At 35.8% G+C, this 12694-nt stretch carries 11 protein-coding genes; 4 read left to right on the forward strand and 7 right to left on the reverse strand.

Annotated elements, in window-relative coordinates; genetic code table 11:
* The first annotated feature begins 175 nt into the window (after positions 1-175).
* Positions 176-409 carry a hypothetical protein gene (locus tag CDZ94_RS12225; protein ID WP_096437413.1) on the forward strand — a complete coding sequence of 78 codons (234 nt, stop codon included), beginning with the start codon at positions 176-178 and terminating at the stop codon, positions 407-409.
* Positions 410-1312: 903 nt separating this feature from the next.
* Here CDZ94_RS12225 and CDZ94_RS12235 read toward each other — a convergent pair.
* The gene (locus tag CDZ94_RS12235; RefSeq protein WP_096437417.1) at positions 1313-1579 is read right to left on the reverse strand and encodes a hypothetical protein; all 267 of its coding nucleotides are present in this window, start codon (positions 1577-1579) and stop codon (positions 1313-1315) included.
* A gap of 230 nt (positions 1580-1809) precedes the next feature.
* Here CDZ94_RS12235 and CDZ94_RS12240 point away from each other — a divergent pair, with 230 nt between their 5' ends.
* The 3 genes from CDZ94_RS12240 to CDZ94_RS12250 are packed head-to-tail and all read left to right on the forward strand — an operon-like array spanning position 1810 to position 5440.
* Complete coding sequence (locus CDZ94_RS12240; RefSeq protein ID WP_096437419.1) at positions 1810-3879, forward strand: BglG family transcription antiterminator; 2070 nt, start codon at positions 1810-1812, stop codon at positions 3877-3879.
* Positions 3880-3895: 16 nt separating this feature from the next.
* Complete coding sequence (locus tag CDZ94_RS12245; protein WP_096437421.1) at positions 3896-4174, forward strand: PTS sugar transporter subunit IIB; 279 nt, start codon at positions 3896-3898, stop codon at positions 4172-4174.
* 3 nt (positions 4175-4177) lie between these two features.
* The gene (locus tag CDZ94_RS12250; RefSeq protein ID WP_096437423.1) at positions 4178-5440 is read left to right on the forward strand and encodes a PTS ascorbate transporter subunit IIC; all 1263 of its coding nucleotides are present in this window, start codon (positions 4178-4180) and stop codon (positions 5438-5440) included.
* Between the two features lie 287 nt (positions 5441-5727).
* On the opposite strand, the gene CDZ94_RS12255 is transcribed toward CDZ94_RS12250, so the two are convergent.
* The 6 genes from CDZ94_RS12255 to CDZ94_RS12285 form a co-directional block, all read right to left on the reverse strand.
* Positions 5728-6630, reverse strand: a complete 903-nt coding sequence (locus CDZ94_RS12255; RefSeq protein ID WP_096437425.1) for a S41 family peptidase — start codon at positions 6628-6630, stop codon at positions 5728-5730.
* Positions 6631-7156: 526 nt separating this feature from the next.
* A complete protein-coding gene (locus tag CDZ94_RS12260) occupies positions 7157-8383 on the reverse strand; it encodes a NupC/NupG family nucleoside CNT transporter (RefSeq protein ID WP_096437427.1) in 1227 nt (408 codons plus the stop codon).
* A gap of 126 nt (positions 8384-8509) precedes the next feature.
* Positions 8510-9328 carry a purine-nucleoside phosphorylase gene (locus tag CDZ94_RS12265; RefSeq protein WP_096437429.1) on the reverse strand — a complete coding sequence of 273 codons (819 nt, stop codon included), beginning with the start codon at positions 9326-9328 and terminating at the stop codon, positions 8510-8512.
* A 65-nt stretch (positions 9329-9393) separates the two neighbouring features.
* Positions 9394-9960: a TetR/AcrR family transcriptional regulator gene (locus CDZ94_RS12270; protein WP_096437431.1), complete on the reverse strand. Its 567-nt coding sequence runs from the start codon at positions 9958-9960 to the stop codon at positions 9394-9396.
* A gap of 472 nt (positions 9961-10432) precedes the next feature.
* Positions 10433-10963 (reverse strand): VanZ family protein, encoded by a 531-nt coding sequence (locus CDZ94_RS12275; RefSeq protein ID WP_096437433.1) that lies wholly within the window; start codon positions 10961-10963, stop codon positions 10433-10435.
* Between the two features lie 669 nt (positions 10964-11632).
* The gene (locus CDZ94_RS12285; protein WP_342587630.1) at positions 11633-12259 is read right to left on the reverse strand and encodes a U32 family peptidase; all 627 of its coding nucleotides are present in this window, start codon (positions 12257-12259) and stop codon (positions 11633-11635) included.
* Positions 12260-12694 lie beyond the last annotated feature (435 nt).

Consider the following 12694-nt stretch of genomic DNA (forward strand, 5'->3'; position numbering starts at 1 on the left):
ACATTCGTCTAATCCAATAATCTCATGTGTAAACTTAATACAGTTATTACAAACTACACAGAACCACTGGGTGTACCGACGAATAGCAAAGGGTGACGAAGAGGTTGGTAATACAAAAGGAACTAGTAATGAAGTCGAGAAAGAAAAGAAAGAACAGTATTAAGATAATACTCTTTTGGTTAAAGAAGAAAAAACTTCTGAGAAAGAGGATGATGAAGAAACAGTACCAGATGAAGAGGAGCATGTATTAACAGAACAAGCAGTAATTGATTTTAATATACTATTCCAAGAATACAATGAGTTCATTTTGCAAACACGCTACCCTTCCAAGCCTTTTAAGCCAATACTTGTGATTTTTGCTGACATTTTTAATACCTCCACTATTCAACTGTTACTTTTTCTTCATTAAAAAATGTATTTTTTTACTTTAAGAAAATTTAATTTCTCTAATGGGATTTTTGTTTAATTTAAAATTTTAAAAAGTTTAATCTCTATGTATGATTACATCAGCATTTCTGCTGAAAAAAATTAAAGGCGATGGGGGATGCTAGCCTCTGCTACCACATCCTATCACCGCTCAAAGTAAGTTTGTATTTTAAAACAAAACTCCGCACCAAACCCTCCCCGAACGACCTTTTCCAACCGGGAAAGAAGCAACGAACCGTCCCTGTGCTTCTCCCTGTGCTTCTCCCGGGACACGGGACCTGCCCCAGTCCCCAAGGGAAAACAAATAAAACGTCTGTAAATAGAAAAGTCATGTATCTGATGTTAAGATAAACTCAAAACACATCATACTTATAAGGCGGGACTTAAGATTAAGTTACTAAACCTTTTTTTAAAAGATACGACAAAAGACAAAAAAGAAAGTAATTCAGGAAAAAAAGCTTCACAGATCACCTGTCTTTTCTTCAGTATTGCATTGTTTATTGACTCCTGGTATGTAATGTCAACGGAAGGTATAATCGTTTCTACTTCTTTTGTGATATTAATTGCAGGCTTAATATTTTTCTTTATCAGCAATTCCATTATTTCAAGAAAATGGAGGATAGATAACAAAAAAACAGTGGAGAGTCACACTAAAGACTCTCCACTGTTTTTTTATCATGCAGGCTCACAGAAGTACGTGTTCATAGAACCTATTCTCGTTCTGTGAATTGTTACTCCATTCCCCATATTACAAGCATTTAATTCAGCGATCCCAAAGCTTCCAATCGCCGCCACCACAATTGTGAGAGGGGTTTAAAATACGCTGCTAAAGCAGTCGCTAAACCTCCACCAAGACCGACTCTAGCAGCAACTTGATTAATTTCTCTTACATCATCAGGTAATAAATAATATTCGTACGTTTGAATAGGAGATGGTCCATAAACTTTGGGGAAAATTCATTTGATCCAGTCCCAACACTCAAATAATCTTCCTTTTCAAATAAGATAATAGCCACATACATTTCTTGGGCTTCAGGGCTTAAAGATGCTATTTCTTCTTCTGTGTTGTTTTCTAAATTGTCCATATTAAGATTCTTTAATAATTCAGCTTCAGCCCCGAATTCTTCTTGACTAATTCCGTCCCCTTGTTGCATGAAAAGCTGTCCCCATGTCCCTCGAAACGCCGAACCTATCATCCCATTATACCTCGACAAATTTCGGATGGTGACAGGCACCGAACCAGATCAGTCCAATTTTGCACAGTGAATTGTTCACCATTCGGACTTCTAAACGGATATAAATCCCGTTACTATAAGGTTAAGAGGCTCAATTAGTTACCTAACTTGCACACTGCTAGCTAGCATTAAACAAAGAAGGTGATTTGATGTCATTAGATCAACGAAGTTCTCAATTACTCCACTTGCTAATTGAAACTAAATCCCCCATCTCCATTAGGGAGTTAGGTGAAAGTTTACGAGTCTCAAGACGAACGATTTATTACAACCTTGAAAAAATAAACGATTGGTTAAAAGAGCAAAAGTTAGAAGAAGTTCAAAGCGTTAAGTCTTTAGGAGTCTTTGTGACAGAGGATTCAAGAGCTCGCATTCCTAATCTCATTCGATTAAACAGTACGATAGACTATTATTTCACAGCAGCTGAACGTGAAAAATTGATCTTAATCGCTTTGCTTACCAATACAGACTCTCTGTATCTACAAGAATTTATGGATATGACCAAAGTGAGTCGCAACTCTTGTTTAGCTGATATAAAAGCTGTTAAGAGAACATGTAAGAGGTATCAGTTGGAAGTTCTGTTCCAACGAAGTAAAGGATATTTCATGACTGGATCTGAGTATCAAATCCGTAAGTTGTTTATAGATACGTTTAATTACCCTGCGTCTAGTGAATTATCGAATGAAATGAAAGCATCCTGGTCACACTTTGATCCTCATTTGCTTGATATGGTAAAGCAATGTGACAGGTTAGTAAGTAGACTTCAAAAAGAATTTGAGTTGCAGCTCACTTCTGAAGCTATCTCTGAACTTTCATGGCATCTTGCTTTCTTCATCCACCGAGTACGGTTAGGTTTCGTCATTTCACTAAATCCTGATGAAAGAGAAGCTTTAAACGCGAGTCCGGCTTATAAAGGTGCCTTAGTAATAGCTGATCAATTAAGTAAGCAATTCAACCTAACGATTCCAGAACATGAGGTCTGTTACTTCACTATCTTTCTATTAAGTTTAAGAAATCAATCTGAAAAACAGTTAGATAAGATAGGCGGCCTGCATACTGTCGTCCGAAAGATGGTGATCGACTTTCAACGATATTCATGTATCGAATTCGATAACTATCAAGCGGTTGAACAAAACTTACTTATTCACATTCGTCCCGCCTACTATCGATTGAAGTACGGTATCCAACTCAAGAATCCCTTAACGACCTCGGTTAAAGAAAAATATGGTGAAGTCTTTCAACTTACGAAAAAAGTTGTACATCATTTAGAGAGCTTTTTCGGAACCATCGTTAATGAGGATGAACTTGCTTATATTGCCATGCATTTCGGTGGCTGGATGAGAAAAGAAGGTAATACACCAGTGTCTAGAAAAACTGCCGTGATCGTTTGTTCAAGCGGTGTTGGAACATCTCAGATCCTTAAGAGTCAGCTAGAATCATTATTTTCTACTCTCGATTTTGAAGTTGTCACTTCGATTGAAAAAATAAGAAGCGATGCAGAAATTGTATTCACTACTGTATCTATTCCAGATCAACATTTACCAACATTTCATGTAAATGCAATTTTAAGTGATTTGGAAAAAGAGCGACTATTAACGTATGTGAATCGAACATTAAATCAATCATTTGTTACTTCACAAAATGAACAAACCAATCAAATACTAAAATCAATTGGGAAACATGCGACCGTTCACAATCAAAAGCAATTGCTTACAGAAATTGAAAATATCCTTTCCGATAACCATCTACACATAAGGGAGCCTTACAAACCTATGCTAAACGAAATTATTGATGGATCATCTATTCAATTAGCAAACAAAGTTGATAGTTGGCAAAGTGCGGTTGAATTAGCTGCAGCGCCATTACTAGAAAAAGATTTGATCACAAAAGACTACATTGATGCGATGATCACGAATATTAACGAATTAGGTCCATATGTGATTATTGCACCACATGTAGCCATTCCACATGCTAGACCTGAAGATGGAGTAAACAAATTAGCCATGGGCTTATTGAAATTACATCAGCCTATTGCTTTTTCAAAAGAAGTAAGACATCAAGCTTCATTAATTTTTATTTTAGCTGCAACCGATAACGAAACACATTTAAAAGCATTATCACAACTATCTTCTATGCTATCTGATGAAGAAAACATCGATACGTTAATCAACGCAAGAACAATAGAAGATCTTCAAAGTTTAATAGATAAATATTCTGAATAAAAAACAGGGGGAATAAATAATGAAAATTTTAGTTGTATGTGGAAATGGGTTAGGAAGTAGTTTTATCGTTGAAATGAATGTAAAGAAAGCACTTAAAGAATTATGCATTGAGGCAGAAGTTTCTCATACAGACCTGGCAACATCAAAAACGGAACCAGCAGATTACTACATTGGCTCCATAGATATCACTGATAATCTAGATGATGGCACTAGAAAGATCATCCCACTCGTCAATTTATTAAATCAACAAGAATTAAAAGAGGCCTTACAAAAACATATTGTCGAGGAGAGATAATCAATGACCGATCTAATTATGAATGACATATTAGGAACACCAGAAATCCTGGTAGGTCTATTCGCTCTTCTTGGGTTACTTTTGCAAAGGAAAAGCGCTGCAGACACTGTTTCCGGCACATTAAAAACGATTATGGGGTTTGTTATTTTAGGAATCGGCGCAGGAGTCCTTATTTCCTCACTTGATTTCTTTTCACAAATGTTTGAAACGGCTTTTAATATCCGGGGTGTCATCCCAAATAATGAAGCAATTGTAGCCGTTGCTCAACAAACATTCGGCACGGAAACAGCAATGATTATGCTCTTTGGAATGGTAGCCAACATTGCCATTGCTCGTCTTACTCCATTTAAGTTTATTTTCTTAACGGGTCACCATACTTTGTTTATGGCATGTATGATCGCGGTCATTTTAAGCACGGGTGGGATGAGTGGAATTCCACTAGTGGTAACAGGGTCTATTATACTTGGAGCTTTAATGGTATTCTTTCCTGCTATTCTACAACCCTATATGAGAGAGATTACAGGAAATGATGACATCGCCCTTGGACACTTTGGGTCATTTGGATACTTTGTCTCAGGAACAATTGGTAAGTACTTTGGAAACAAAGAAAAAACAACGGAAGACATTAAAGTACCAAAATCACTAGGTTTCTTGCGTGATACTTCTGTTGCCGTATCCTTAACAATGGCGATTCTATTCATCATCGTCGCACTCTTTGCTGGATCAACGTATATTGAAACAGAATTAAGTGATGGCACGAACTTTATTCTCTTCTCAATCATGCAAGCTATTACCTTTGCAGCTGGAGTTTATGTAGTATTGGCCGGTGTTCGTATGCTTCTTGCTGAAATCGTACCAGCGTTTAAAGGCATTGCAGACAAAATCGTACCCAATGCCAAGCCAGCTCTAGATGCACCCATCGTTTTCCCATTTGCACCGAATGCCGTCATCATCGGTTTCCTATTTAGCTTCGCGGCAGGCCTTGGCAGCATGTTTCTCCTCCCTGCTTTTGGATTAGCACTAATCGTACCGGGGCTTGTCCCCCATTTCTTTACAGGAGCAGCTGCCGGCGTATTTGGTAATGCTATGGGAGGACGACGAGGAGCTATACTTGGAGCAATCACCAATGGAATCTTAATTAGCTTCTTACCCGCTCTCCTCCTTCCTGTTCTTGGCTCACTAGGATTCGAAGGAACCACATTTGGCGACTCCGACTTTGGTATTGTGGGAATTTTAATGGGCTGGATTGTAAGCTTGTTTTCCTAAATTAGAATTCGTTGAAGCCTAACTACGAATTTTAAAAAGCCAAAATATGCATAAGAGTGTTAATGCATATTTTGGCTTCATTTGGATTTTAGATTGTTTACAAACGCTAAGCCGTTTATTGAAGTGCTCTTCTTATCTGGAACTATAATCCAACCCCACTTCAGCTTTTAGAAAAGCACCTGCTAAGGTAAAAAAACAGACACCCATTATGGGAAGTCTGTTTGTTGTAATGAACTTATTGAACTGTTGCTCCCGCTTAACTTTATGTATATATCTTAAAAACGTTTTTAATTATTCTCATCTAGCTCAGACATAATCTTCTCTAATGCATTATTAGGATCACATGGGATATCAGGTATTACTCCTACCCCTTCCCAATTTTCACTTGTCGCTTCGATAATGGGCGTACCAGTAGATATAGATATTCTTAATGTATCATTTAGTGGATAGAAAGTATTTCTGTTAGCTGCTCCAGATGATTTTTCCCCTACAATAATTGCCTTCTTATTTGCCTGAAGAACATATGCAAAGTATTCTGCCGCTGAACCTGTCTTTTCATTAATGATAATAAATAATTTATGATTCAGTCTCCTTTTTCCTACTACAAAAGGATGTGTATATGCTTGCATTATCCTCATATCCTCTTCTTTAAACTTTGTAGTTGAAAGAAGCTTTGGCTCGTCGTTGAAAAAATAGCTTATGATAAACTCAGCCAGTCCGCCATATCCACCACCATTGTCTCTAAGATCAATCACTGTTGCATTCGTGTTTTCAATAAATTGCATTGCAGAAATGGCAGTATGAATACCACGGTCTGGGTTCATAAATTTTTTAATCCTTAAATAACCAATGTTTTCTTCGATAATTTTTACCTCTGAAAAGCCAAAATTACCTCTAATCTCCTCTTCTCTCTCCTGTTTTAACCATTCTTCGTAGCTTAATTTTTTTTCATTACCTCGCTTGGATAAAGTTCTAATATATAGATGTTTATCGTCACTGAGTTTAAATAAATCATCTGTTATTTTCTTTGTCAGTAAATCATCATCAGATATTCGGTAATAGTCACCATTCTCAAGATTTTTCCGTAAACCATCAATTATCTTATCCTTCTTTTCCTCGATTACATAGTTCAATTCTATTAAGGTAATAGCTTTATTAATCATTTCTTTAATTTGGCTATCATTGAGCATGTTTGATCCCTCCTAGTGCATTCCTAAAAAGTCTAATATCGGAAAATGCTTTCTTAAATAATATCCTACCCCTTCTTAAATTAGATTCCCTTTCTTACAGTAAGCAGAACAACTGAATCTTGTACTAAAGCTCTCCCGTTAGTACTTAATGTAACCTTACCTATTTCATTAAAAATAATTTTAGTTTGTCAAGGTCATACATCCACTTCTAATTTGTGGATTGATGCCACTAATATGATTGAAGCACTAACCCATAGCATCATGATCTTAAAAGTCCTGTTTGATTCATTCCGAACTCCGGTAATAATAACCATGTTAAGGCAAACAGCACTTGATATCTAGGTTTTTTGGATACTATTGTTTTGTATGTAGATATATATCGGTGAGCTATCAAGAAAGCAAGGTTAGAGCCATACAGCGTTCTGAAGAGTGGAGAAGAAAAATGAGGAGATAAAACATCTGTTTTACTCCTCATTTCAAAAAAATCCGATGATTTGGGAAGCAAGAGAACCGTCCCTATGCTTCCTCACAATAACATCATAACAATTGCGCCGTTTAAAAGGTTAGCTAGCGTCGCAGCAATAAGAGCCTTTATAGCTAATTTCTGAACTTCATTTTTTCGATGAGGAACCATTCTGGATAGCATACCTACAATGCTTCCTGCTGCACCGAAGTTTGCAAATCCACTTAATGCAAATGTTAAAATAGCAATTGATCGATCAGAAAAATTTTCTAGACTTGAAGAAAATGTAGCAAATGCGACAAACTCATTTAACAAAAACTTCTGAGCAAGCAGATTCCCAGCCAAAACAACTTCACTCCATGGTATACCAATCACAAAGGCAATTGGAGCAAATATATAACCTAAGATTAATTCTAATGATAGATTCTCTAACCCCACTAATGACCCGGCAAAGCCCATGATCCCGTTAAGCAGTGCTATTAATCCAATAAACATGATTAACATTAATCCAACATTGATCGCATAATGTAAACCTTCTTTCGAATTCACAAAAATAACATCAATAATATTGGTGTCTTCTTTGTTTACACTCATTGAATCATCTGATTGTTTCCACTCTTCGTAATCGATCTTGTCAGTTTCAGGAATAACAAACTTCGCTATCATTAAACCAGCGGGAGCAGACATTACTGCTGCAGAGAGAAGATATTCAATAGGAATCCCCATTGCTGCAAGTCCCATTAACACTGCCCCCGACACAGAAGCGAGACCACCTACCATTACAGAAAATATTTGCGACCTTGACATGTTAGCTATATATGGCTTTACAACTAAGGGAGCTTGAGTATTACCAATAAATATATTTGCAGCAGCAGCTACCGACTCAGCGTATGATGTCTGCATTACTTTTGAAATAAACCCTCCAATAATTCTTACAACAAACTGCATGATTCCAAAGTAATATAACAAAGCAATGAGCACAGTTAAAAAAATAATCATACCTAGCACATTTACAGCAAAAACAGCAACTGATCCATCCCGATCCGCTAACGGGCCAAATACAAATGACAATCCTTCATGTCCGTAATTTATTAAATTAGTTATACCTAAAGATAAATACTGGATAATTTGCAGTCCGACATCCCATCTTAGTACGATAATTCCAAATATTATTTGCAGAAGAAATCCAATCATCACGGTACGAACATTAATACGTTTCCTATCCTCTGATAGTAAAATAGAAATAAGTATAATTAGACTACAGCCAAACATCCCCCATAAAATACTCATGGAACACTCCCCCTGATATAAATTTAGACTATTCGGAAAATTTAACCGAGTATTGGAGAGATTTATTTCTCATAGCTGTAGTCAACCTCAGAGGGTGAAATAAAACCTCAAATACATAAATATTATTTAAAACTCTGTTAAGATACTCTTAATTAACTTTATAAACTTGCTCCTTACCTTACCAGCGACTTCTATTACTTCATCGTGGCTTAAAGGTTGATCTAAAATTCCACAAGCCATGTTTGTTAAACAGGAAATCCCTAATACCCTTAGACCAGAATGAACAGCTACAGTTGCTTCAGGTACTGTCGACATTCCAATCGCATCCCCACCTAATATCCGAATCATACGAATTTCTGCTGGAGTTTCATAGACTGGACCACTCCACCACCCATACACACCTTGTTGCAATGTTATCCCCTCTTCTTTAGCGATTTTTAAGGCGAGGCTTCTCATTTCTCTATCGTATACCTTCGAGACATCAGGAAAGCGTGGGCCTAATTCAGCATTATTTCTTCCTATTAAAGGGTTTGTACCAACTAGATTAAGATGATCAGTAATCAGCATGAGGTCTCCAGGGTTAAAGTCAGTATTCACAGCACCACATGCATTTGTAATAATAAGTTTATTTATTCCTAATGCTTTCATTACGCGAACTGGGAAGGTTACTTCGTCTAGAGAGTAGCCTTCGTAATAATGATAACGACCTTTCATCGCTACTACATTTTTCCCTTCTAGTTTTCCTATTACCAACTCATTCGAATGACCTTCAGCTTCCGATTTTGAGAAGAAAGGAATCTCTTCATATGGAATAATAACTGCATCTTCAATATCATCTGCAAGGTCTCCTAAACCAGAACCTAAAATCATTCCAACTTCAGGTTCATAGCCAATTAGACTTTTAATGTAATCACTAGCACTCATAATTTCATCAATTTTATGCATTTTACTCCTCCTATGATTTTAGTTAAACCTTATAGTAGACCGGTCTATATAATAATCTAAAAAAATTATCTTTGATTGATTAATGTTGGAATCTTATCGGCAATTACTCTTAATGCGCTAGCGTCTTTTCGCGTTAAACAAATAACCAACGCCCCTTGGATCATTACATTCACAGTCATAGCCAGTTCAAAAGCTACTTCTTTTTCAAAACCATTTATTAAAAGCTTGTCAGCAATCACTTTATGCCATGCTTCGAACACGTTTCTACATGCATCCCTAAGCATCTCACTCGTAGAAGACGTTTCAAGAACAATAGCAGTAATAGGGACTCCTTGAAAATAATTTTCTTTTTCGAATCTTTCTGCACTATCTAATATGTATTCTTGTATTGCTTCTACTGGGTCTTCATATTGAGTCAACTTGTCTTTAATAAACTTTGTTACATTCTTTTTAGTCCATTCAATTGCTTCCAAAGCTAATTGCTCTTTACCATTAGGAAAATGATAGTAGATTGAACCTTTTGGTGCTCCACTTTCTTTAATAATATCATTTAAACCCGTACCAAAATAACCTTTCGTCTGAAGTAACAAAGCGGTAGTTTTAATCATTTCCTCACGAGAGTTCTTTTTCATTTTGTATAGTCCACCTTTTCAAATCAAAAAATATACCAATCGGTCTACATATTTAATGTTATAACTTTCTGATAATTTTGTAAAGTGTTTTTATATGAATAAGTTTCATAATCCTAAGTTCACGTAGCTCAACAGTTCTGAGAGAGGCAAAAAAGGTACCTCCCCAAAAGTCGAATTTAGTAAGTGACAAGCAAATTAAATCGAATGGGAGGAACCCTCCATGTCTATTGTAAGACAACCAACGTTACAATGAGCTATAAATATGGCTCCCTTAGTGAATGCGGTCGTCAAAAAATCTCGTCTCGGGCGACCTGTGGAGCTCTCACCATTTTTAGAATGATGATTATGAAATTGGTTCAATTGTCGTTATGAAGCACTTTTCAAACACCCATTACTTTAACGATATCTTTTAAAGCTAATACTTGCTGTTCCTCTTCAACATAATTTTTACCAGTCTCTGGTTAAACCAATTTTAATTCTTATGATTTAGAGCTACTTGATGGATATATGTTAAAATAGGATTCGCTTCCAATTTGTCTTTTAATAAAATATTGCTATAAAACTTAATAAACCCTTTAAATAATAGGAAACCTATAATACCACCTAACACATTCGCAATAATATCATTAACATCGACTAATCGGTCATGAAAAGGAAGAAGAAAATGAAAGGTTAATTGAGTTAGCTCTAATATAAGAGATAGTAAAAAAACACCTGTAATAACCTTTTTCCAGTTAACGGTTTTAATAAATGGCAAACCAAAACCAAAAGGAGTAGTCATAATAATATTCAATATCATAATCTGAAGACCAAAATGATTAAACGATATAAGATTTATATAGTCAGGGATATAATGTTCTGGTATGTATGCACTACTAAGTAGTAAAGGAAACTGGGTGTACTTAATTACATTAACTAGATAAATATAAAACACTGCGAAAAAACATAGGAATATAAGTGACTTATCCTTCTTCTTGTAAAGATACATCGCTACAGCATTCACAAACACAGCATCCTGGAAAAATAATCTTCCGAGAGAATGGGTTTCCTAAATTAACCAAACCTCATTCATTCAAGGAAGCGCGAGAACCGTCCCTATGCTTCTCTATGCTTCTAATTTTTAACATTGAATTTGCATTTTCTTGAAATTCATACCGTGCTTTAATTTCTTCTACTACGTATCCGTTTTCTTGGAGATAACCTACAATTTCATCTAAAAATTCATATCGCTTTCCTTCTAAATCGACTAAAGGAAAAATACGAACTTCCTCTTAAGTTACCCTCAATAACTCCTTTACCGTTTCGATGTGAAATTGATAATCTAATCTATCCGCATACATAAATAAAAAATGTGCAGATAGTAAAATATCAAATTCTTCATTCATAAATGGTAAAGAAGGTAAAGTAACAGGAATATATCTTTCGCTGAACTCTCCCATATCATTGGCACAATGTTGTAAGGCACTTAAACGATGTTTTCTAAGACCTGCTATATTGTTAAAATAATCCCACTTATAATTATTTTGGGCTTTTTTACTCTCAAAAACTCAAATAAAGTCTTGAACCCAAATTAAAAAAAGCCTCCAAAAGGCATTATACCTTTCGGGAGGCTTTCAAAACATACATGAGAGCAATCGGAAGCAAGTAACCGTCCCCTTACTTCCCCCTCTACTTATTTTATGTTGAACTTAGGTTGAACTAACGGAACTCCTAAATCGTCAACACCGACATTTGACATTTTTGCATCAGGATAATAACGATGAATCATCTGCATGCCAATCAACGCAAGATATACCCGTTCCTTACATAAATTAATATTAATATCATTTAGGTGCTTTCCAGATGGATAGACATCTGGATGATTTTTCAATCCAAATTTAATATATACAGGAGATAACACTCTAATGATTTCTGGGATTTCATAGTACCTTAAAAACCCCCCGTAGTTATCAGGTACTTCTATATATATATCCATAGGAATATCGATGGCCTGCCTAATTGATACAAGTTTAGGGAGTGTAAGTGATGTGGGTACATTAATGATATCAGCTCCCATATCTTCTAGCATTTTTGCGGAAACTGGATTAGCAGCAGAAACTTGAACAGATACTTTTACGACAAAATCATCTGGAAGTATTTTATGCCGTTTCATTTCCTTTGTCAGAAGTAATAGGCCTTCATCTGCAACTAAAGCCCCTCTCAAACCCAATTCAGCTCCGCGTTTCAAATCTTCCATAGCGTAAACTAATTGATCTACTCCTTCGTGTCTTAAAGCAATCGATTGCCCCGAGGTAGTCAAAGGTTGGGCACTGATATCCCAGGTCCCTCTTGGCCCACAAATAAACTTAATTCTATAGAATTATTTTCACAAACAGCCGTCATCTCTTGAATTTCATCATTATAAAATTCAAAAGTCTAACGTAGCACAGTACGGTCATTTGGCCACAGGACTAGAGATTGAAATGATTCAAAACGGATACAAGGACAAGTTTATCACTGATTCTGAGTTAGTTGAGGAATTACTTATGGCAAAGGAAGAGCATAACCTACATTTTTAGTTTGCCGTAAACAGAAAAATCTCAGCTCTTATTAAGTAAAAACCTTTAAATCTTCTAAATTACTACATAAAATTTCTTATTCCTTTTTAAAGTTCATGATACTTTATGGTATATTATGAAAAATAATATAATTATGGTAATTATTTTTTACAAAGTTAATTTTTTAGTGATAAATT

The organism is Alteribacter populi (assembly GCF_002352765.1).
Classification (GTDB): Bacteria; Bacillota; Bacilli; order Bacillales; family Salisediminibacteriaceae; genus Alteribacter; species Alteribacter populi.

Coding starts and splice junctions, on each gene's coding strand:
- CDZ94_RS12235 (WP_096437417.1), bottom strand. CDS start 1,579: ATGCAACAAGGGGACGGAATTAGTCAAGAAGAATTCGGGGCTGAAGCT.
- CDZ94_RS12260 (WP_096437427.1), bottom strand. CDS start 8,383: ATGAGTATTTTATGGGGGATGTTTGGCTGTAGTCTAATTATACTTATT.
- CDZ94_RS12255 (WP_096437425.1), bottom strand. CDS start 6,630: ATGCTCAATGATAGCCAAATTAAAGAAATGATTAATAAAGCTATTACC.
- CDZ94_RS12250 (WP_096437423.1), top strand. CDS start 4,178: ATGACCGATCTAATTATGAATGACATATTAGGAACACCAGAAATCCTG.
- CDZ94_RS12265 (WP_096437429.1), bottom strand. CDS start 9,328: ATGCATAAAATTGATGAAATTATGAGTGCTAGTGATTACATTAAAAGT.
- CDZ94_RS12240 (WP_096437419.1), top strand. CDS start 1,810: ATGTCATTAGATCAACGAAGTTCTCAATTACTCCACTTGCTAATTGAA.
- CDZ94_RS12270 (WP_096437431.1), bottom strand. CDS start 9,960: ATGAAAAAGAACTCTCGTGAGGAAATGATTAAAACTACCGCTTTGTTA.